Source organism: Ferrovibrio terrae (assembly GCF_943371255.1).
Classification (GTDB): domain Bacteria; phylum Pseudomonadota; class Alphaproteobacteria; order Ferrovibrionales; family Ferrovibrionaceae; genus Ferrovibrio; species Ferrovibrio terrae_B.
On the sequence record NZ_CALRUC010000007.1, the window covers coordinates 1 to 20239 of the forward strand.

Annotated in this window: 19 protein-coding genes; 12 read left to right on the forward strand and 7 right to left on the reverse strand. The window is 64.9% G+C overall.

Annotation, left to right across the window (positions count from 1 at the left end; all coding sequences use genetic code 11):
* The 4 genes from serS to AAG799_RS02825 form a co-directional block, all read left to right on the forward strand.
* On the forward strand, positions 1 to 1083 hold a 1083-nt coding region (gene serS / locus AAG799_RS02810; protein ID WP_341894275.1), incomplete at its 5' end, for a serine--tRNA ligase.
* Positions 1083 to 1838, forward strand: coding sequence for a 5'/3'-nucleotidase SurE (gene surE, locus AAG799_RS02815; protein WP_341894276.1), 756 nt, complete (start codon positions 1083 to 1085; stop codon positions 1836 to 1838). The genes serS and surE, both read left to right, overlap by 1 nt.
* Before the next feature lie 4 nt (positions 1839 to 1842).
* The gene (locus AAG799_RS02820) at positions 1843 to 2487 is read left to right on the forward strand and encodes a protein-L-isoaspartate(D-aspartate) O-methyltransferase (protein ID WP_341894356.1); all 645 of its coding nucleotides are present in this window, start codon (positions 1843 to 1845) and stop codon (positions 2485 to 2487) included.
* A 98-nt stretch (positions 2488 to 2585) separates the two neighbouring features.
* Positions 2586 to 3824 (forward strand): LysM peptidoglycan-binding domain-containing M23 family metallopeptidase, encoded by a 1239-nt coding sequence (locus AAG799_RS02825; RefSeq protein WP_341894277.1) that lies wholly within the window; start codon positions 2586 to 2588, stop codon positions 3822 to 3824.
* On the opposite strand, the gene AAG799_RS02830 is transcribed toward AAG799_RS02825, so the two are convergent.
* Positions 3821 to 4765, reverse strand: a complete 945-nt coding sequence (locus AAG799_RS02830) for an ATP-binding protein (protein WP_341894278.1) — start codon at positions 4763 to 4765, stop codon at positions 3821 to 3823. The two genes, AAG799_RS02825 and AAG799_RS02830, sit on opposite strands and share 4 nt — an antisense overlap.
* Before the next feature lie 142 nt (positions 4766 to 4907).
* Here AAG799_RS02830 and AAG799_RS02835 point away from each other — a divergent pair, with 142 nt between their 5' ends.
* On the forward strand, positions 4908 to 6341 hold the full coding sequence (locus AAG799_RS02835; RefSeq protein WP_341894279.1) for an NAD-dependent succinate-semialdehyde dehydrogenase: 1434 nt from the start codon (positions 4908 to 4910) through the stop codon (positions 6339 to 6341).
* Positions 6342 to 6387: 46 nt separating this feature from the next.
* Here AAG799_RS02835 and chrA read toward each other — a convergent pair whose 3' ends face one another.
* The 6 genes from chrA to AAG799_RS02865 all read right to left on the reverse strand — a co-directional run bounded on the left by chrA (position 6388) and on the right by AAG799_RS02865 (position 12736).
* Complete coding sequence (chrA, locus tag AAG799_RS02840) at positions 6388 to 7710, reverse strand: chromate efflux transporter (protein WP_341894280.1); 1323 nt, start codon at positions 7708 to 7710, stop codon at positions 6388 to 6390.
* 18 nt (positions 7711 to 7728) lie between these two features.
* Positions 7729 to 8532, reverse strand: coding sequence for a chromate resistance protein ChrB domain-containing protein (locus tag AAG799_RS02845; protein ID WP_341894281.1), 804 nt, complete (start codon positions 8530 to 8532; stop codon positions 7729 to 7731).
* A gap of 140 nt (positions 8533 to 8672) precedes the next feature.
* The gene (gene dprA / locus AAG799_RS02850; RefSeq protein WP_341894282.1) at positions 8673 to 9785 is read right to left on the reverse strand and encodes a DNA-processing protein DprA; all 1113 of its coding nucleotides are present in this window, start codon (positions 9783 to 9785) and stop codon (positions 8673 to 8675) included.
* Entirely contained in the window at positions 9760 to 10404 is a 645-nt protein-coding gene (gene plsY / locus AAG799_RS02855; protein ID WP_341894357.1) for a glycerol-3-phosphate 1-O-acyltransferase PlsY, read from the reverse strand. Before plsY ends, dprA begins: the two co-directional genes overlap by 26 nt.
* Before the next feature lie 8 nt (positions 10405 to 10412).
* A complete protein-coding gene (gene pyrC / locus AAG799_RS02860) occupies positions 10413 to 11732 on the reverse strand; it encodes a dihydroorotase (protein WP_341894283.1) in 1320 nt (439 codons plus the stop codon).
* Positions 11729 to 12736: an aspartate carbamoyltransferase catalytic subunit gene (locus AAG799_RS02865; RefSeq protein ID WP_341894284.1), complete on the reverse strand. Its 1008-nt coding sequence runs from the start codon at positions 12734 to 12736 to the stop codon at positions 11729 to 11731. Before AAG799_RS02865 ends, pyrC begins: the two co-directional genes overlap by 4 nt.
* Positions 12737 to 12828: 92 nt before the next feature.
* Here AAG799_RS02865 and AAG799_RS02870 point away from each other — a divergent pair, with 92 nt between their 5' ends.
* The 7 genes from AAG799_RS02870 (at position 12829) to AAG799_RS02900 (ending at position 20225) form a co-directional block, all read left to right on the forward strand.
* Entirely contained in the window at positions 12829 to 13377 is a 549-nt protein-coding gene (locus AAG799_RS02870) for a hypothetical protein (protein WP_341894285.1), read from the forward strand.
* A complete protein-coding gene (locus AAG799_RS02875; protein WP_341894286.1) occupies positions 13374 to 15194 on the forward strand; it encodes a tetratricopeptide repeat protein in 1821 nt (606 codons plus the stop codon). Before AAG799_RS02870 ends, AAG799_RS02875 begins: the two co-directional genes overlap by 4 nt.
* 65 nt (positions 15195 to 15259) lie before the next feature.
* The gene (gene metG, locus AAG799_RS02880) at positions 15260 to 16816 is read left to right on the forward strand and encodes a methionine--tRNA ligase (protein ID WP_341894287.1); all 1557 of its coding nucleotides are present in this window, start codon (positions 15260 to 15262) and stop codon (positions 16814 to 16816) included.
* Positions 16817 to 16823: 7 nt separating this feature from the next.
* Positions 16824 to 17627 (forward strand): TatD family hydrolase, encoded by an 804-nt coding sequence (locus tag AAG799_RS02885; RefSeq protein WP_341894358.1) that lies wholly within the window; start codon positions 16824 to 16826, stop codon positions 17625 to 17627.
* 11 nt (positions 17628 to 17638) lie between these two features.
* Positions 17639 to 18394 (forward strand): MBL fold metallo-hydrolase, encoded by a 756-nt coding sequence (locus AAG799_RS02890; RefSeq protein WP_341894288.1) that lies wholly within the window; start codon positions 17639 to 17641, stop codon positions 18392 to 18394.
* Between the two features lie 7 nt (positions 18395 to 18401).
* Complete coding sequence (locus tag AAG799_RS02895) at positions 18402 to 19379, forward strand: mitochondrial fission ELM1 family protein (RefSeq protein ID WP_341894289.1); 978 nt, start codon at positions 18402 to 18404, stop codon at positions 19377 to 19379.
* 159 nt (positions 19380 to 19538) lie between these two features.
* Positions 19539 to 20225 (forward strand): MotA/TolQ/ExbB proton channel family protein, encoded by a 687-nt coding sequence (locus AAG799_RS02900; RefSeq protein WP_341894290.1) that lies wholly within the window; start codon positions 19539 to 19541, stop codon positions 20223 to 20225.
* Positions 20226 to 20239: the final 14 nt, after the last annotated feature.

Below are 20239 nucleotides of genomic sequence, written 5' to 3' on the forward strand. Positions count from 1 at the left end.
CGTGCCAGCGAACTGATGGCCGAGGTTGCCGCGCTGAAGGAGCGCCTGGGCCTGCTCGATGTCGAGCAGAAGGCGCATGAAGAGGCGCTGACCGATGCGCTGTCGCGCATTCCGAACCTGCCGGCCGATGATGTGCCCGAAGGCACCGACGAGAAAAGCAATGTCGAGCTGCGCCGCAGCGGTGCGCCGAAAAGCTACAGCTTCAAGCCGAAGGAGCATTTCGATCTCGGCGAGGCGCTCGGCTACATGGATTTTGCCAATGGCGTGAAGCTGGCCGGCGCCCGCTTCACCGTGGTGAAGAGCCAGCTGGCGCGCCTTGAGCGCGCCCTTGGCCAGTTCATGCTCGACCTGCACACCACCCAGTTTGGCTATACCGAGATGCAGCCGCCGATGCTGGTGAACGATGCCACCGCATTCGGCACCGGCCAGCTGCCGAAATTCGGCGAGGACCTGTTCCGCACCACCACCGGCTACTGGCTGATCCCGACCGCGGAAGTGCCGCTGACCAATCTGGCGCGCGACCTGATCATCGACGAGAGCGAGCTGCCCTGGCGCTTCACCGCGCTGACCGCCTGCTTCCGCTCCGAGGCCGGCGCCGCCGGCCGCGACACGCGCGGCATGATCCGCCAGCACCAGTTCAACAAGGTGGAGCTGGTCAGCATCGTCGCACCCGAGAAATCGGTGGAAGAGCATGAGCGCATGACGGAGGCGGCCGAGACCGTGCTGAAAAAGCTCGATCTGCCGTTCCGCACCATGCTGCTCTGTGCCGGCGATATGGGCGGCGCGGCACGCAAGACCTATGATCTGGAAGTCTGGCTGCCGGGCCAGGACCAGTATCGCGAGATTTCCTCCTGCTCGAACTGCGGCGACTGGCAGGCGCGGCGCATGAATGCGCGCTGCCGCGCGCCGGGCGAGAAGCAGACCCGCTTCGTCCACACGCTGAACGGTTCGGGCCTTGCGGTCGGCCGTGCGCTGATCGCGGTGATGGAGAATTACCAGAACGAAGACGGCAGCATCAGCGTGCCGGATGTGCTCAAGCCCTATACCGGCGGGCTGACCCGGATCGAAAAGGCGGCCAAGTGATGCGTATCCTGGTATCCAATGATGATGGTATCCATGCACCGGGCCTGAAGGTGCTGGAGAAGATCGCCAAGTCGCTGTCGAAGGATGTCTGGGTGGTGGCGCCCGAGTATGAGCAGTCCGGCGCCTCGCATTCGCTGACACTCACGCTGCCGCTGCGGCTGCGCAAGATCAACGCGCGCAAATATGCCGTGCGCGGCACGCCGACCGACTGTGTGATGATGGCGATGCATGAAATCTTCAAGGACAAGCGGCCCGACCTGCTGCTGTCCGGTATCAACCGCGGCGCCAACCTGGGCGAGGATGTGACCTATTCCGGCACCGTTGCGGTGGCGATGGAAGGCTCGCTGCTGGGCGTGCCCTCGATTGCCATGAGCCAGTGCTTCCAGCATGGCCATCCGGTGAAATGGGGCACTGCCGAAGCGCATGCGCCCAAGCTGATCAAGAAGCTGCTGAAGGCCGGCTGGCCGAAAGACACCCTGATCAACATCAACTTCCCCGATGTGCTGGCAGAATCGGTCACCGGCGTGGAAGTGGTGAAGCAGGGCAAGCGCGACCTGACCGACCTGTTGCTGGATGCCCGCGTCGATGCGCGCAACGTGCCGTATTACTGGATCGGCTTCCGCCGCCAGAAGAACAAGTCGAAGCGCCAGACCGATCTGGGCGCCACCGAGAATGGCGCTATTTCTGTAACGCCGCTGCAACTCGACCTGACCCATGCCGCCAGCATGAAGGCGCTGAAGGCCGCGCTTGCTTGAGGCCATGGACACACGCGTGATTCAGCTGCTGATGGAGCTGCGCAAGCAGGGCATCAGCGATACGCGCGTGCTGGCCGCCCTGGAACGGGTGCCGCGGGAACAGTTCGTCGCCGAGCAGTTCCTCAAGCATGCCTATGACAATATCGCCCTGCCGATTACCCAGGGGCAGACCATCAGCCAGCCTTATGTGGTCGCCTATATGACCGAGGCCTTGCAACTGGGCGACCGCATGAAGGTGCTGGAGATCGGCACTGGCTCGGGCTACCAGACCGCCGTGCTGGCCAAGCTGTGCCGCCGGGTCTACACCATCGAACGCTATCGTTCGCTGCTGACCACGGCCGAGAAGCGGTTGCATGACCTGAAGATCACCAATGTCGTCACCAAGCTGGGCGACGGCAACAAGGGCTGGCCGGAGCAGGCGCCGTTCGACCGCATTCTGGTGACCGCCGCAGCCGATACCCGGCCCGATGCCCTGATCGCCCAGCTGTCGCCCAATGGCGGCATCATGGTGGCGCCGGTGGCGGTGAATGCCACCGAACAGGATGTGATCCGCTATACCCGCGATGGCGAGGCCGTGCGCGAGGAACGTCTGCTGCCGGTGCGCTTCGTGCCGCTGCTGCCCGGAATCGCCCGGGAAGCCACCGCCTGAACCTATTTATGGCCGGCCGGCGGCCTTGCGGCCTCCGTTGTCGGGAACCGGGAAGGGCCTTAGACTCCGCCACCATGCTTCGGATTCGTGTATCGGCCATGCTGCTCCTGACCGGACTGGTCGCCGCCTGTGGCGAACAGGCGCCGGCGCCGGTGACATTTGGCCATCGCGGCGACATTCCGCAGGTTACACCCGGTACGCCGCCAGCCCGGACAACGCGCGCGCCGTCCCATGTGAGCGCCGCGCCACTGGCCGCACCGCAGGGCGGCGTGCAGATGGCGCCGCTGTCTCCACCACCGGGCCAGGCGGCGCCGCCTGTCATGCAGGCCGCACCGGTCCAGGCACAAAGCCAGCTGCCGGCCGGCAGCGAGATCATCACGGTGCAGGCGGGCGACACCATCTATGCGCTGTCGCGGCGCCACAATCGTCCGGTCCGTTCGATCATCGAGGACAACAACCTGCAGCCGCCCTATACGCTGCAGGCGGGCCAGCGCCTGCGCCTGCCGCAGGGCCGCTTCCATACGGTTCAACGCAGCGAAACCCTGTACAGCATTTCGCGCAGCACCGGCGTGGATGTATACAGCCTGGCGCAGGCCAACGACCTGCAGCCCCCCTACAGCATCAGTGTCGGCCAGCAGCTGAAAGTACCGTCACCGACCGGCTACGCGGTCGCGTCCGCCCCGGCGCCGGAGAGTCCGAGCGCGCCGCAGTCGCCCGCGCCGCGCGGCTATCAGATCGACACCCTGCCGGTGTCACCGGGCGTGCAGGCGCCGCCTCCGGAAGACACCAACAGTGCCGGCCTGCCGGCCATTCCGCAACAGCCTGCACCGGTGCCCGAAACCACTGTGCCTGCGCGCGGCACCGCGACGCCGCGGGCCGAGAGCGAGCAGGCCGTGGCCTCTGCGCCGGCACCGACCGCCGATCCGAAACAGGATACCGTGCTGCCGCCGCGCGCGGGCCGCACCTTCTCATGGCCGGTGCGTGGCCGCGTGCTGGCCGGTTTCGGCCCGACGCCGGATGGCCTGCATAATGACGGCATCAACATCGCCGCGCGGGCCGGCGCGCCGGTGATCGCCGCCGAGAATGGCGTGGTGGTCTATGCCGGCAGCGAGCTGAAGGGCTTCGGCAACCTGCTGCTGGTGCGCCATGCCGATGGCTGGATGACGGCCTATGCCCATCTCGACAAGGCGCTGGTTAAAAAAGGCCAGAAGGTGACCAAGGGCCAGGCGATCGGCACCGTGGGCAGCACCGGCGGCGTCAGCCAGCCGCAGCTGCATTTCGAGATCCGCCGCGGCACCCAGGCGGTCGATCCGGCCAAGTTCCTGTCGGTTGCCTAAAGCTTCAGTGTCCTGATCGGCTGGCCGAGGCGGCCGGCCAGATCCTGGATGAACTGCCAGGCGACGCGGCCAGAGCGCGCACCGCGCGTCATCGACCATTCCACAGCTTCGGCGCGCAGCTGCGTCTGGTCGATCTTCAGGCCATAGGCGGCGCAATAGCCATCGAGCATGGCGAAGAAATCGTCCTGGCTGCAGGAATGGAAACCGAGCCAGAGGCCGAAGCGATCCGACAGCGAGACTTTCTCTTCCACCGCTTCATGCGGATTGATCGCGGTCGACTTCTCATTCTCCATCATGTCGCGCGGCAGCAGGTGACGGCGGTTCGAGGTCGCATAGAGGATCACGTTGTCGGGCCGGCCCTCGATGCCGCCATCCAGCACCGCCTTCAGCGACTTGTAATGCTGGTCTTCGGCATCGAAGGACAGGTCATCGCAGAACAGCATATAGCGGCGCTTTGACTCGCGCAGGATGCCCAGTAGCGCCGGCAGGCTGGGGATATCCTCGCGATGGATTTCGACCAGCGCCAGCGCATGCGGCTTCTTGGCATTGATGGCGCCATGTACGGCCTTGACCAGCGAGGACTTGCCCATGCCGCGCGCGCCCCAGAGCAGCGCGTTGTTGGCCGGCAGACCCTTGGCGAAACGCTGGGTGTTATCCAGCAGGATGTCGCGCACGCGCTCCACGCCCTGCAGCAGGCGGATCGGCACGGCGTTGATGCTGGGCACTGGTGCCAGCCAGCCGGGTGCGGGCTCGGCATGCCAGATGAACGCGTCGGCGGCCGTGTCGTCGAAAGCGGGCGCCTGCGGCGGGGCGAGCCGCTCCAGTGCCGCCGCAATGCGCAGCAGGGTGGTTTCGTCAAGGTTAGCTGCAGCCTTTGCAGCAGCCTTTGCAGCGGGTTTTGCCTTGGGGCGGGCGGCAGGTTTCACAGGCTTCTTCGGCATGCTTGTCACGGTACGATACGAGTGGAACAGGCGCCTATTCTGGGGATGCCAAAGGCGGGGCGCAACCGGTAGCGGGGCCTGTGCGTTTGCGCCATAATCCGGCCCCGAAAAACGACCGCTCGCCCCGACTGAGGAGGACTGCATGTATCCCGAAGTACAGCTCTTTATCGACAATGCCTGGACCAAGGGCGCTGGTGGCAAGTCCATCCCCGTGCTGAACCCGGCCACCGGCGAGGAAATCGGCAAGGTCGCCCATGCCGAGAAGGCCGATCTGGATCGCGCGCTGGCCGCTGCCGACAAGGGCTTCAAGGCCTGGAAGAAGGTCTCGCCGTTCGACCGCTACAAGGTGCTGCGCAAGGCCGCCGACATCATCCGCAGCCGCGCCGACGAGATCGGCAAGATCATGTCGATGGAGCAGGGCAAGCCCTTCATCGAAGCCAAGGGCGAGACGATGCTCGCCGGCGACATCATGGACTGGTTCGCTGAAGAAGCCCGCCGCACCTATGGCCGCATCGTGCCGGCGCGCGCCGAGGGCGTGTACCAGCTGGTGGTGAAGGAGCCGGTCGGTCCGGTCGCCGCTTTCACGCCGTGGAATTTCCCGATCAACCAGGCTGTGCGCAAATGTTCGGCGGCGATTGCCGCCGGCTGCTCGATCATCCTGAAGGGCCCGGAAGAGACTCCGGCTGCCTGCGCCGCTCTCGTTCAGGCCTATGTCGATGCCGGCGTGCCGGCCGGCGTGATCCAGCTGGTCTACGGCATTCCGTCGGAAATCTCGGAATACCTGATCCCGCATCCGGTGATCCGCAAGATCACCTTCACCGGCTCGACCCCGGTGGGCAAACATCTCGCCATGCTGGCCGGCCAGCATATGAAGCGCATCACCATGGAACTCGGTGGCCATGCGCCGGCGATCGTGTTCGAGGACGCCGATGTCGATACCGCGATCAAGGTGCTGTCGGCCAACAAGTTCCGCAATGCCGGCCAGGTCTGCGTGTCGCCGACCCGCTTCCTGGTGCATGAGAAGGTCTATGGCCAGTTCGTGCAGGGCTTCACCGACTTCGCCAAGTCGCTGAAGGTCGGCGACGGCCTCGACAAGGACACCCGCATGGGCCCGCTGGCGAATGACCGCCGCGTGCAGGCGATGGAAATGTTCGTCGCCGATGCCGTGTCGAAGGGCGCCAAGGTCGAGACCGGCGGCAAGCGGATCGGCAACAAGGGCAACTTCTTCGAGCCCACCGTGCTGACCGGCATCAACAATGACATGCGCATCATGAACGAGGAGCCGTTCGGCCCGCTGGCGCCGATCATTCCGTTCTCGAACTTCGATGCGGTGGTGGAAGAGGCCAACCGTCTGCCGTTCGGTCTGGCGGCCTATGCCTATACCAAGTCGGCCAAGACGGCGGCGGCCATCGGTGCGGCGTTTGAGGCCGGCATGGTGTCGATCAACCATCACGGCCTGGCCCTGCCGGAAGTGCCGTTCGGCGGCATCAAGGATTCGGGCTACGGTTCGGAAGGCGGCTCGGAAGCCATCGAGTCCTACCTGAACACCAAGTTCATCACGCAGGTCGGCCTGTAAGACCTGCGCGATACCAAGATGGAAAAGGGGGCTTCGGCCCCCTTTTTTATTGCAAAAACTTCAGTGCGATTCCGGCAATCGCCGCGCTGCCCAGCAGCCAGCCGAGACCGAGATGGAAGCGGAACACCGCGATCAGGGCCGCTGCCGATAGCGCCGCCATCCAGGGATCTAGGCTGGCAAGCACCGGCAGATCCCAGGTCATGCCAGACCAGGACACCGGCTGCATGTCGCGGAACAGCGTGTGCAGGCTGAACCAGACCGCCAGATTGAGGATCACGCCGACCACGGCAGCGGTGATCGCCGCCAGCGCATGGCTGAAGGCCTGTATATGGCGGATGCGTTCGACATAGGGCGCGCAGAGGAAGATCCACAGGAAGCAGGGCACGAAGGTGACCCAGGTGGCGAGCAGGCCGCCTGCCACACCGCCGAGCAGCGGGTCGAGTCCGCCGAAGCGGAAGCCGGCGATATAGCCGACGAAGGTGAGCACCAGGATCAGCGGGCCGGGCGTGGTCTCGGCGAGACCGAGGCCATGCAGCATCTCGTCGGGCCCGAGCCAGCCATAGATCTCCACTGCCTGCTGGCCGACATAGGCGAGCACCGCATAGGCACCGCCGAAGGTGACCACCGCCATCTTGCTGAAGAAGATGCCGATTTGGCTGAAGACGTGATCGTGGCCGAAGGCGGCAAAGCTGTACAGCACCGGTCCGGCCCAGAGCAGCGCGAAGAGGGCAAGGATGCCGAGGTTGCGCTGCCAGCTGGGCGCCACGCTGGGCAGCACATCGGCATCGTGCTTGACCTGCGCGCCGATCCAGTCGGGCCGTGCTTTGCCGATGCGCCAGCCGAGCAGGCCGGCGCCGAGCACGACCAGCGGGAAAGGAATCTGCAGGACGAACAGCCCGATGAAAGCGGCGGCACTCAGGCCCAGCAGGAAGCGGGTCTTGATCGCGCGTCTGGCAATGCGCTGCATCGCCTCGAACACGATGGCCAGCACGGCGGCCTGCAGGCCGAAGAACACGCCGCTGATCACCGGTACCTCGCGCCACAGCACATAGATGGTGCTGAGGCCGAGGATGACGGCGAGGCCGGGCAGGATGAACAGCAGGCCGGCGGCGAGGCCGCCTTTCCAGCGATGCAGCAGCCAGCCGATATACACGGCGGTCTGCTGCGCTTCCGGGCCCGGCAGCAGCATGCAGAAATTCAGCGCATGCAGGAACTGCGGCTCGCTGACCCATTTTTTCTCATCCACTACGATGCGATGCATCATGGCGATCTGTCCGGCCGGGCCGCCGAAACTGAGCAGGCCGATCTTGGCCCAGATGCGGAAAGCCTCGGCGAAGGTGGGCGGTGGATTGTGTGACGTCGTGTCCATGATTCTTATTTACCCGATTCAGGCAGCCGGCGGCCAGCCATGCCGCTCGGCCGTGGCGCTGGCGCACCAGGCATAAAGCGCATCATAGATCAGCATGCCATGCTCCAGCATCACGTCATCGTCCTGCAACATCACTGAAAGACCGAGCGAGATGGCGAGCAGGCCGGGCGCCTGCGGCGCCAGCTCCGGCTTGCCGGTATCGGCGGCGCGCACGATCAGGGCGAGCTGCGCCAGTGCCGGATCGCCGCCGAGGTCATGCTTTGTAATGAAGGTATCGAAGCTGCACAGGTCGCCGTCATGGCTGTAGGCCGCGCCCGGAATATCGTAGGGCGTCGCCTGCCACTCTTCGGCGCGGGCAAAGACCTGATCTGACGGCACATAGAGGAAACGCGCATCAGCATCGATGAAGCGCCGCACCAGCCAGGGGCAGGCAATGCGGTCGATCTTCGGCCGCTCGCGGGTGATCCAGCGGCTGGCCTGTGCCGGTGGCTTGGCCTGCATCGGCCCGCCGGCAGCCTGCCAGCCTTCGATGCCATCGACCAGATAGCGGGCACGGAAGCCGCGGCGCAGCAATTCCGCCGCCGCGCCCTGGCTCACCTCATGGCCATGCACGCAGGCGACAACGATCTCGGCCGCGCGCGGCAGGTCGGCAACCCATTGCGCCAGCTGTTCCGGCCGCCGGCGCCGCGCGCCACGGATGGTGGTGGCGGCTTCGGCATAGCGTTCCTCGCGCCGTACATCGAGCAGTACGTGAAAGCGGCCGGCCGCGGTATCACGGGCCAGGTCTGGAATGGAAATTGAGGGAAGGGTGGTGGTATCCATTTTGCTACCTCGTCACGCGGAATCATGGCGTGAAGTTCAGTAGCGGCGCTTGGATACCGGAGTATCTCGATCGGGGAGACCGCGTTGCCCCCGTGACCGGAGACTTATCGCCGGCCGGGCATGAAGGCAAGCGGAATTTTCTAGGCCGCGGAAACCTTGCCGCCCGGATGGCGCTGTACACGGCCGGCCAGTTCCTTTTCGGTCAGCACCATGTTCACCGTCGCCGCGGGCAGGCCGCTGCTGCGCACCAGATCGTCCACCAGCACCGGCGTGGGCGACAGCAGACGTCCGATCTCGGCATGGGCGCGGCCCAGGTCATCATCGCCGGCCGGTGCGGTTTTCGGAACCGCCGTCGGCATCACAGGGCGCGGCTGCTGCGGCGCCAGGATGGCGAGGATGTCGTCGACGCTTTCGATCAAGGCAGCGCCGTCGCGGATCAGGCCGTTGCTGCCACGGCAGCGCGGATCGAGCGGCGAGCCGGGCACTGCCATCACCTCGCGGCCCTGCTCGGCGGCCATGCGCGCGGTGATCAGCGAGCCGGATTTCAGCGCTGCCTCCACCACCAGCACGCCCAGTGAGGCGCCGGAGATCAGGCGGTTGCGGCGCGGGAAATTCTGCGCCAGCGGCGGCGTACCGGCCGGCATCTCGGCAAATACAGCGCCACGCTCGGCGACCTCATCCTGCAGTTTGGCATTCTCGGGCGGAAAGCTGATGTCGATGCCGGTGCCGATGAAGGCCGCTGTCTGGCCCTCTGCCGCCAGCGCGCCTTCATGGGCGGCCTTGTCGATGCCGCGTGCAAGCCCCGAGAGGATGGCGAAGCCGCGTTGGGTCAGGGCGGCGGCGATATCGCGGGTGAAGCGCTGGCCGATGGCAGAGGCATTGCGCGCGCCGACAATGGCGATGCCGGGCAGGGCGGTGACGGCTGCCGGATCGCCTTTCACTGCCAGCAGGGGCGGCGCGTCTTCCAATTGCATCAGGCCGAGCGGATATCCTGGTTCGCCCCAGGCCAGCAGCGATGCACCGCAGGCTTTGAGCGCCTTGAGTTCGGCGGCGATGATTTTCTCATCGGCCAGTTCGATCTTGCGTTTGGCGCCGCCACGCGCAGCCATGTCCGGCAGATGTGCGATGGCTTCTGCGGCGCTGCCGTAATACCGGAGTATGTGATGGAAGGTGATCGGTCCGAGATGGGTACTGCGGATCAGCCGCAGCCAGTCGCGCTTGTCCTGTTCAGGCAGGCGGGGGCTGTGCGCCATCCTCGGGTTTCTTCTTGCCAATCTTGGGTTCAGTGCCCTTGAGCAGGCGGGCGATATTCTCATGATGCCGCATGTAGACCAGCACGGCCATCAATGCGGCGAGGCCGGCGACATCCGGGCCGATGACAAACCAGGCAAAGACCGGTGAGAGTGCGGCCGCGATCAGCGCCGAGAGCGAGGAATAGCGTAGCGTGAAGGCCACCGTCAGCCAGCACAGGATGGCAAACACGCCGACCGGCCAGGCGACACCCAGCAGCACGCCGAGGAAGGTGGCGACGCCCTTGCCACCCTTGAATTTGAGCCAGACCGGAAACAGGTGGCCGATGAAGGCGGCAAAGGCTGCCACCAGCATGACATCGGGGCCGAAATAGGCCCCGAGCAGGGCCGCCGCCGTGCCCTTGCCGCCATCGAGCAGCAGGGTGGCCGCAGCGAGATCCTTGCGGCCGGTGCGCAGCACATTGGTGGCGCCGATATTGCCCGAGCCGATGCTGCGGATATCGCCCAGGCCGCTGAGCCGGGTCAGCACCAGGCCGAAGGGAATCGCGCCGAGCCCATAGCCGAGCACGATGGCGGCAATGTAATGCGGCATGGGCGCAGTCCAGGCGACGGCTTCCATCATCATGGCATTCAGCTTTCGCGCTTGCGCTGGAAGACCGTCTCGCCGCCGACCACGGTGCGCAGCGCATGGCCCTGCACGCGCCGGCCGTCATAGGGCGAGTTCTTGGCCTTGGAGCGGAATTTCTTTTCGTCGACGCGCCAGGGCGTATCGACATCGAAGATCAGAAGATCGGCCGGCGCGCCGGGCGCCAGACGGCCACTGTCGAGCTTGAGCAGCATGGCCGGGTTGCAGGTCAGGCAGGCGAGCAGGCGCAGCAGCGGCACCGAGCCGTTATGATACAGTTCCAGCGTCAGCGGCAGCAACGTCTCCAGTCCGATGATACCGAATTCGGCCTGGGCGAACGGCAGCCGCTTGCTTTCCGGATCCTGCGGCGCATGGGCCGAGGAGATCACGTCGATGGTACCGTCGGCGATGGCATCGACCACGGCCTTGCGGTCGGTCTCGACACGCAGCGGCGGCTTCACCTTGGCAAAGGTGCGGTAATCGCCGACATCAAATTCGTTGAGCGAGAAATTATGCGGTGCGGCGCCGGCGGTCAGCCGTAGGCCGCGCTGCTTGGCGCGGCGCACCACATCCAGTGAATCCTCGGTCGAGAGATGCGAGGCATGCAGCCTGCCATTGGTGGCTTCCAGCAGGCGCACATCGCGTTCCAGCAGGATCACCTCGGCCATGGCCGGAATGCCGGCAAGGCCCAGGCGCGCGGCAACCTCGCCCTCGTTCATCACGCCGCCCTTGGCCAGCGAAGGGTCTTCGCAATGCTGCATGATCAGCAGATCGAAGGTGGTGGCATAGGACAGGGCGCGGCGCATCAGGCGCGGCGAGTAGATCGGCTTGTCGCCCTCGGTGAAGGCGACGGCGCCGGCCTGGGCCAGCAGGCCCAGCTCGGTCAGTTCCTCGCCCTTGGTGCCCTTGGTGACGGCGGCGGCCGGCAGGATGCGCACCACGGCGGTATCGGAGGCGCGGCGGGCGACGAATTCCACCAGTGCCACTTCATCGATGGTCGGCTCGGTGTTGGGCATCGCCACCATGGTGGTGATGCCGCCGGCGGCTGCGGCGCGGGCCCCGGTGGCGATGGTTTCCTGGTGCTCGGCACCGGGTTCGCGCAGCCAGACATGCATGTCGATCAGGCCGGGCGACAGGCAGTGGCCCTGGCAGTCGATCTGTTCGGTGTCGCCGGCGAAATTGCCGCTGGCAAGCTTGGGCCCGAGATCGACGATCTTGTCGCCTTCGGTCAGCAGGGCGCCTTTGACATCCAGCCCGGAGGCGGGGTCGAGCAGGCGGGCATTGGTGTAGAGCTTGCGGCGACGGGCCATGGTGCTGGTACTCATACTCCGGCCGGGGTGCTGTGGCGCCAGTTCGGCAGATGCTGGGCCAGCAGTTCAAGGCAGGCCATGCGCACGGCAACGCCCATCTCGACCTGTTCGTGAATGACGCTGCGGTGAATATCGTCGGCCACTTCGGTGTCGATCTCGATGCCGCGGTTCATCGGGCCGGGATGCATGATAAGGGCATCGGGTTTGGCGAAGGCGAGCTTTTCGTAATCCAGGCCGTAGAAGTGGAAATACTCGCGCGTGGACGGCACGAAGGAGCCGTGAAAACGCTCCATCTGCAGGCGCAGCATCATCACGATGTCGACGTCGGTGAGGCCCTTGCGCATATCGTGGAAGACCTCGACGCCGAGCCGCTCGGCATAGGCCGGCATCAGGGTGGGCGGCGCGATCAGGCGCACGCGGGCGCCCATGGTATTGAGCAGGTGGATATTCGAGCGCGCCACGCGGCTGTGCAGGATGTCGCCGCAGATCGCCACTGACAGGCCTTCCAGCCGGCCCTTGCGGCGACGGATGGTCAAGGCGTCGAGCAGTGCCTGGGTCGGGTGCTCATGGCTGCCGTCACCGCCATTGATGACGCCACAGCCGACCTTCTGGGCCAGCAGGGCGACCGCGCCGGAATCCTGGTGCCGCACGACGAGCAGATCGGGGTGCATGGCATTCAGGGTGATCGCGGTGTCGATCAGGGTCTCGCCCTTTTTCACCGAGGAGGTGGCGACCGACATGTTGATGACATCGCCGCCGAGTCGCTTGCCGGCCAGCTCGAAGCTGGTGCGGGTGCGGGTCGAATTCTCGAAAAACAGGTTGATGATGGTGCGGCCGCGCAGGCTGCTCTGCTTCTTCTCCACCGCCCGGTTCAGATCGACAAAGCGGTCGGAATGGTCCAGCAGAATCTGGATATCCTGGGCGGAAAGCCCTTCAATTCCAAGGAGATGGCGATGAGGAAAGGGGGGCAGCGGCCGGAGGCCGGCTGTTTCGGCGGGAGTGGCGCGACTGACAGACATTAAAGAATCACCATACATAAAACCTTGGCGCTGGGCAACGAACGGGACGGCTGCAACGAAATCATTAACCAATCCCTGCTTAGCTGGATTCGATGATGCAGGACTATAGCCAGAATCAGGTCGATATCGCCGGTGCTGACAGTGCCGCGGGACAGGCCGTTCGTCTGCTGCAGGTTCTGAACGGTCGGGCGGCAGAAGTACAGGCTGTCACCGCCCGCATGTTCGCCCTGGCCACCATCCTGCCATTCTCGGATTACGCCGACGGCTTTCGCCGGGTGCAGGAGTTCCTGTCTTTTTGCGATGTGATCGAAAGCAAGCTGGAAAACCTGCCGCCGGTGACGCGCGAGCCGATCCTGCATGAAGTGACCGCCGTGAAGGTGCGCGCCTTTCATGCGCTGCTCAAGGCAATGGGCGCCTATCTGATCGGCCTTGAAAAGCGCGACATGATGAATTTCTTCGCGCAGGCGGTTTTCCTGATGCAACAGGACGTGCTGGTCCAGTTTTCTGGCGAGATACTCCCTGAGGTACCTGAACAGTTGGTCCCCGAGGCAATGGGATCGCTGTGCGATGAAGTGATGCAGCGGATCAAGCGGCTGCTCGAGCGCTGTATCGACGTACCCGATTTCCGTTTCGAGACATGAATGCGCCGCCGTCATCGGATGTAACACCCGAGGTTCCGACCCAGGCTGTGCTGCAGCAGCTGCAGGCCGGACTGGAAGCGCATCGCCGCGGCGATCTGGCCCGGGCAGAGTTTAAATACCGTTCCGTACTCCAGGCAGCTCCCGATACCCTCGATGCCTATAACCTGCTGGGCCGCCTGCTGGTGCAAAGCGGCCGTGCGGGCGAGGCCGTGCCGCTGCTGCGTCATGCGCTGGATCGCGCGATGAAGCAATCTGCCTTGTGGCTGAGTTATGCCGAGGCGCTGCTGGCGCTTGGGGCGACCGGTACGGCACGCGAGGCTGCAGAAAAAGCGCGGCAACTGGCGCCGAAGGATGCCGATGTGCTGTTCACCTGGGCCGAAACCCAGCGCCTGGCCGGTGCCTTGGTGGCGGCTGCCGATGGCTATCGCACATTGCTGGCCATTCACGCCGGACATGCCAGCGCATGGCTGCAACTGGCGACCTGCCTGCAGGCCATGGGCGATCTGCCGGGGGCGCAACAGGCTGCACGGCGCGCGGCTGAAATCGCCCCGCAGGCACCGGAATGCCACAATAATCTGGGCAGCCTGCTGGCGGCCGGGGACGACCATGCCGCCGCCCTGCCGCATTTCGAGCAGGCGCTGAAGCTGCGGCCCCAATATGCCGCCGCCCTGATCAACATGGCTGCGTCGCTGCGCGAAACCGGCCGCGCACCGGAAGCACTGCCGTTGCTGGAGCAGGCGCTGGATCTGACTCGCGGCCATGCCCAGGCCTATGCCGGGCTGGCCATGGCGCAACACAGCCTGGGGCAGATCGATACGGCCTTGTCGACCTATCGCGAGGCCCTGAAGCGCTTTCCCAGCGATCCTGAAACGCAGTGGAATTATGCACTCGCCGCGCTGGCCGCAGGTGATTTCGCCAACGGCTGGGCAGCCTATGCCTGGCGCTGGCGCAAGGCGGTGACGCCGCTGCCGAAGCGCGCCTGGCCCTGGCCGGCCTGGACCGAGAATGATGTGGCCGGCAAACGCCTGCTGATCTGGGGCGAGCAGGGCCTGGGCGACCGGTTGCTGCTGCTGCAATTCCTGCCGGCACTGGTGGACGCCGGGGCCAAGGTGACACTGGAAACCGACCCGCGCCTGATCCCGCTGCTGAAGCGCAGCTTCACCGGCATCGACTTCGCCCCTGAAGGCACCCATGCCGATCCCGCCCTGCTGCAACAGTCGTTCGACGGGCAGCGTCCGCTGGGCGATCTCGCCGTCAGCGCGCCGCCCGGCAAGCCGGTCCTGCAGGCCGATGCCGCACGGGCTGCTGCACTGGCCGCGCAGTATCGGCAGGGCACGGCGGATCGCCTGATCGGGCTGTCGTGGCGGAGCGCCAACCCGACGCTCGGTGCCGCGAAATCGCTGCGGCCGACCGATCTCACACCATTGGCGGCGATCCCGGGCCTGCGTTTTGTCTGCCTGCAATATGGCGCGACTGAGCAGGAGCATGGCGAATTGCGGGCGCTGTTCGGCGAAGGCTACATCCATGACCCGGCCATCGATACGCAGAATGACCTGGCTGCACTGGCAGACCAGATCGCCGCCCTGGATCTCACGTTGACGGTGTCCAATGTCACCGCCCATCTGGCCGGCGCGCTTGGCAAGCCCGTCTGGGTGCTGGCACCGCCGAGCGGCCGCAGCCTGTTTTTCTATCTGATGGCCGAAGGTGAGGGCACGCCCTGGTATCCCGGCATGCGGATTTTCCGCCGCAGTCAGGGGCAGGGTGCGGAAACCCAGTTGCAGGCGGTCGCCAAGGGGCTCGAATTGCTGGCAAAATAGCCCTGCGGGTGCTAGCAAAAGGCCCGCCGCTGGCACTGCCGGTGCCTTGACCCTAGTTTAAGCCGATGACCCGCAAAAGCTATTACGTCACCACGCCGATTTATTACGTCAATGACAAGCCGCATATCGGGCATGCCTACACCTCGCTCGCCTGCGATGTGCTGGCACGCTTCAAGCGGCTCGATGGCTATGACGTGATGTTCCTGACGGGCACCGATGAGCATGGCCAGAAGGTGGAGAAGTCTGCCGAGGTCGCCGGCATCGATCCGCAGGCCTTCTGCGACACGGTCAGCCAGACCTTCCGCGATCTCGCCCAGGCGATGAATTTCTCGAACGACGATTTCATCCGCACCACCGAGCCGCGGCATGTCACCGCCGTGCAGGCGCTGTGGCGGAAGCTGGTCGCCACCGGAAATATCTATCTCGGCAAATATGCCGGCTGGTATGCGGTGCGTGATGAAGCCTTCTACCAGGAAGACGAATTGCAGGACGGGCCGAACGGCCAGAAGCTGGCGCCATCGGGCGCGCCGGTCGAGTGGGTCGAGGAGCCGTCCTACTTCTTCAAGCTGTCGGCCTGGACCGACCGGCTGCTGAAATTCTACGACGAGAATCCCGGCTTCATCCTGCCGACCAGCCGCCGCAACGAGGTGATCAGCTTCGTGAAGGGCGGGCTGAAGGATCTGTCGGTGTCGCGCACCACCTTCAAATGGGGCATTCCGGTGCCCGGCGACGAAGCGCATATCATGTATGTGTGGCTCGATGCGCTGACCAACTACATCACCGCCGCCGGCTATCCGAATGTTGAGGGCGAGAAATACACGCGCTACTGGCCGGCCGACCTGCATATGGTCGGCAAGGACATCCTGCGCTTCCATGCGGTTTACTGGCCGGCCTTCCTGATGGCCGCTGACGTGGCTGTGCCGAAACGCGTGTTCGCCCATGGCTGGTGGACCAACGAAGGCCAGAAGATTTCCAAGTCGCTGGGCAATGTGATCGACCCGCTGGCCCTGATCAGCGAATACGGCCTCGACCAGACGCGTTATTTCCTGATGCGCGAAGTACCGTTCGGCAACGACGGCGATTTCCGCCGTGCCGCGATCATGAACCGGATCAATTCCGAGCTGGCCAATGGTTTCGGCAACCTGGCGCAGCGCACGCTCAGCTTCTGCGCCAAGAACACCAATGCCTCGGTGCCGACGCCCGGTGCGTTGAACGGGGCCGATGAGGCCCTGCTGGCCCAGGCCGACAGCCTGGTGGAGCAGCTGCGCGCCACGCTGGACGAGCAGGCGATTCACACAGCCCTGCAGCAGTGGTTCGACCTGGTCGATGCCGCCAACAAGTATATCGACGTCGAGGCGCCGTGGACGCTGCGCAAGACCGATCCGGCCCGCATGCAGACCGTGCTGTGGTGCCTGCTGGACGCGATCCGGCAGCTTGCCATCCTGGCACAGCCGATCATGCCGCAGTCGGCGGCGAAGATGCTGGACCAGCTCGGCGTCTCGGAAGCCGCGCGCAGCTTCGCGCATCTGGGCGAGGCCGGCCGCCTGCGTGCCGGCACGCCGCTGCCCACGCCGCAGGGCGTGTTCCCGCGCCATGTCGAGGCGGCGAAGGAAGGGGCCTGACATGGCGCTGCTGATCGACAGTCACTGCCATCTGGATTTCCCTGATTTTGCCGAGGAGCGCGATGCGATCATCGCGCGCGCGCGTCAGGCCGGTATCGGGCTGATGCTGACCATCTCGACGCGGCTCGACCAGTTCGACCGCGTGCTGGCGGTGGCGGAAACCTATCCCGATGTCTACTGCACGGTCGGCATCCATCCGCATGAGGCAGACGACCATGTCGATGTGGCTGCCGCCAAACTGATCGAGCTGGCCAAACACCCGAAGGTGGTCGGCATCGGCGAAACCGGACTGGACTATTTCTACGAACACAGCGACCGCGCGGCGCAGAAGACCTGTTTTCTCGCGCATATCCAGGCCGCACGCGAAACCGGCCTGCCGGTGGTGATCCATACCCGCGATGCCGATGACGACACCGCCGCGATCCTGGATGCCGAAATGGCCAAAGGCAGGTTCAAGGGCCTGCTGCACTGCTTCTCGTCTGGCCAGCCGCTGGCAGAGCTGGCGGTGAAGCATGACATGATGGTGTCGTTTTCCGGCATCCTGACCTTCAACAAGGCGCGTGGCGTTCAGGAGTCGGCGCAGGCCCTACCGCTGCAGAATCTTCTGGTGGAAACCGACGCGCCGTATCTGGCACCGGTGCCCATGCGCGGCAAGCGCAACGAGCCGTCCTTTGTCGCGCATACGGCAGCCTTCCTCGCCAAGCTGAAGAATGTCAGCACCGCCGATATCACCGCCACCACGACAGCGAATTTCCTGCGCCTGTTCGACAAGGTGCCGGCCGAGGCGGTCAGCGACCGTCGCGCGGCCTGACGGTCCGGCGGATGCGGATCACCATTCTGGGCTGCGGTGGATCGGTGGGCGTGCCACGCATCGACGGCAACTGGGGCGTCTGCGATCCGAACGAACCTAAAAACAAACGCAGCCGCGGTTCCATCGTGATCGAGCAGGGCGATACCCGCCTGCTGATCGATACCAGCCCGGACCTGCGCAGCCAGTTTCTTGCCAACGGTTTCCACTGGGTTTCGGCTGTGGCCTGGACGCACGATCATGCCGACCAGACTCATGGCCTCGATGACCTGCGCACGCTGGCCTATGTCTCGCGCAAGCGCATCGAGGGCTATGCCGATGCCTTCACCCATGAACGGCTGATGCGCAAATTCGCCTACTGCTTCGAGAAGATGGGCGACGGTTATCCGCCGATCATCGAGCCGAAGCTGATCGACGGGCCATTCAGGGTCGGCGAGATCGAGCTGGTGCCGTTCCGCCAGCAGCACGGCAACATTCACTCGCTCGGCTTTCGCTGCGGCGATTTCGCCTATTCCAACGATGTCGTCAGCCTCGACGACGACGCCTTTGCCGCGCTGGATGGCATCAAGCTCTGGGTGGTGGATGCACTGCGCTACGAACCGCACCCGACCCACAGCCATGTCGCACAGACGCTCGGCTGGATTGCCCGGCTCGGCGTCGAACGCGCGGTGCTGACCAACCTGCATATCGACCTCGACTACAACGCGCTGAAATCCGAGCTGCCGCCCGGTGTCGAGCCGGCCTATGACGGCATGGTACTGGAGTGCTGACGCGCTCATGCTGAAAACCATCTGGGCGATCTGGGAACGCGATGCCGCCGGCATGCAGAGCCAGGCGCTCGGCCTGGCGGAAGCGCTGTTCACCACCGAAGGGTTCGGCCTGCCGCAAGGTTTCGAGATTGCCCTGCGTGCGCCGCAGAAATGGCTGCCGATGCATCCGGCCTTCGCCAGCCTGTCGGCACTGACGCCAGACACGCTGGCGCCGATGCAGGGCCAGCCCTGGCCGGATCTGCTGATTGCCAGCGGCCGCAAGGCGGCCTTTGCCGCCCTGGCGATCAAGAAGGCGAGCGGCGGCAAGACCCGCACCGTGCTGACCCAGGATCCGCGCAGCAATCCGCGCAACTGGGATCTGCTGGTGGTGCCCGAGCATGACCGCGTGCGCGGCCCCAATGTGTTGCTGACCCATGGCGCGCTGCATCGCGTGACGCAATTCAAGCTCGACAGCGCCGCCCAGTCATTCCGCGACGAGTTTGCGCAGATTCCCTCGCCGCGCGTCGCCGTGCTGGTGGGCGGCAGCAATCGCAATTACACGCTGGATGAAGACTGGATGCACGACTTCGTCGCGCAGCTGCGCAACATGGTCCAGCGGTCCGGTTGCGGCATCCTCGCCACCGTCTCGCGTCGCACCGGCGAAGCCGAAACCAATATCCTGCGTGGCGGCCTGGCCAGCCTGCCGGCCGTGCTGTGGGACGGGAAGGGGCCGAACCCGTATTTCGGCTTCCTCGGCCTGGCCGACATCATCGTGGTGACCTGTGAGTCGATCTCGATGATCTCGGAGGCCTGCTCGACCGGCAAACCGGTGCTGGTGGCGCGGCTGCCCGGCCGGTCGCGGCGGTTCGAGCTGTTTTACGACAGCCTGCTGCGCCGCGGCCTGATCCAGTGGTTCGACGGCCGGCTGATGCAGTGGGAAAACACCCGCCTGGACGACATGGACCATATTGCCCGGGATATCCGGGACCGTTTCGGCTGGGCCTGATCCCCCACGGGGCGCTTTGTCGCATCTCCAATTTATTGTAGTTATATTATAACATTTTCAGTCTTAACCCCTTTATTCTGCGAGCGGTTCTCATTATTAATAACCGGCCTCGCAAATGCGAGCTGCGCGTAGACGCGGCCAACCCGGAGTAAGAATCTGATGAACCATGATCTTTCCTTCATGGCGCTGGTCCTGCACGCGGACCCGATCGTCCAGGGCGTGATGGCAATCCTGGTGCTGGCCTCGGTTACCAGCTGGGCCATCACGGTCGAAAAGGTGGTGCGCTTTGGCACCCTGCGCCGTGCCGCCCGCAATTTCGAGGCCGCGGTGAAGGCCGATGCGCTGCTCAACGCCGTCAAGGCCGGCGAGGGTATCCAGGGCGCCATTCTGGTGGCGGCGGCACGCGAGAAGCGCGACGGCATGGATGCCGGCGAAAGCCGCTATGAATTCCGTGTCCGCCTCGAAATGGTGATGCGCCAGGCGATGGCGCAGCAGCTGCGCCAGGTCGAACCCGGCCTGCCGTTCCTTGCCACGGTCGGCTCGGCCGCACCCTTCATCGGCCTGCTCGGCACCGTCTGGGGCATCATGAACAGCTTCACCGCAATTGCCGGTTCCAACGATACGAGTCTGGCCGTGGTTGCGCCCGGCATTGCCGAGGCGCTGTTCGCCACCGCGCTTGGCCTGGTCGCCGCCATTCCGGCTGTGGTGCTCTACAACAAGTTCAGCACCGATCTCGGCCGCCTGGCACAACGCTTCAATGTCGCCATCAACGAGGCGGCACGGCAGTTTTCGCGGACCAGCGCCCCACAGCATGCGGTCCGTCCGCATGCCGAAGCCGGCCAGTAAGGCCAATAAAGTAA

What these genes read in the sequence shown, in the direction of transcription:
- surE (WP_341894276.1), top strand. Translation starts at nt 1,083, where the DNA reads ATGCGTATCCTGGTATCCAATGATGATGGTATCCATGCACCGGGCCTG.
- AAG799_RS02820 (WP_341894356.1), top strand. Translation starts at nt 1,843, where the DNA reads ATGGACACACGCGTGATTCAGCTGCTGATGGAGCTGCGCAAGCAGGGC.
- AAG799_RS02825 (WP_341894277.1), top strand. Translation starts at nt 2,586, where the DNA reads ATGCTGCTCCTGACCGGACTGGTCGCCGCCTGTGGCGAACAGGCGCCG.
- AAG799_RS02830 (WP_341894278.1), bottom strand. Translation starts at nt 4,765, where the DNA reads ATGCCGAAGAAGCCTGTGAAACCTGCCGCCCGCCCCAAGGCAAAACCC.
- AAG799_RS02835 (WP_341894279.1), top strand. Translation starts at nt 4,908, where the DNA reads ATGTATCCCGAAGTACAGCTCTTTATCGACAATGCCTGGACCAAGGGC.
- chrA (WP_341894280.1), bottom strand. Translation starts at nt 7,710, where the DNA reads ATGGACACGACGTCACACAATCCACCGCCCACCTTCGCCGAGGCTTTC.
- AAG799_RS02845 (WP_341894281.1), bottom strand. Translation starts at nt 8,532, where the DNA reads ATGGATACCACCACCCTTCCCTCAATTTCCATTCCAGACCTGGCCCGT.
- dprA (WP_341894282.1), bottom strand. Translation starts at nt 9,785, where the DNA reads ATGGCGCACAGCCCCCGCCTGCCTGAACAGGACAAGCGCGACTGGCTG.
- plsY (WP_341894357.1), bottom strand. Translation starts at nt 10,404, where the DNA reads ATGATGGAAGCCGTCGCCTGGACTGCGCCCATGCCGCATTACATTGCC.
- pyrC (WP_341894283.1), bottom strand. Translation starts at nt 11,732, where the DNA reads ATGAGTACCAGCACCATGGCCCGTCGCCGCAAGCTCTACACCAATGCC.
- AAG799_RS02865 (WP_341894284.1), bottom strand. Translation starts at nt 12,736, where the DNA reads ATGTCTGTCAGTCGCGCCACTCCCGCCGAAACAGCCGGCCTCCGGCCG.
- AAG799_RS02870 (WP_341894285.1), top strand. Translation starts at nt 12,829, where the DNA reads ATGATGCAGGACTATAGCCAGAATCAGGTCGATATCGCCGGTGCTGAC.
- AAG799_RS02875 (WP_341894286.1), top strand. Translation starts at nt 13,374, where the DNA reads ATGAATGCGCCGCCGTCATCGGATGTAACACCCGAGGTTCCGACCCAG.
- metG (WP_341894287.1), top strand. Translation starts at nt 15,260, where the DNA reads ATGACCCGCAAAAGCTATTACGTCACCACGCCGATTTATTACGTCAAT.
- AAG799_RS02890 (WP_341894288.1), top strand. Translation starts at nt 17,639, where the DNA reads ATGCGGATCACCATTCTGGGCTGCGGTGGATCGGTGGGCGTGCCACGC.
- AAG799_RS02895 (WP_341894289.1), top strand. Translation starts at nt 18,402, where the DNA reads ATGCTGAAAACCATCTGGGCGATCTGGGAACGCGATGCCGCCGGCATG.
- AAG799_RS02900 (WP_341894290.1), top strand. Translation starts at nt 19,539, where the DNA reads ATGAACCATGATCTTTCCTTCATGGCGCTGGTCCTGCACGCGGACCCG.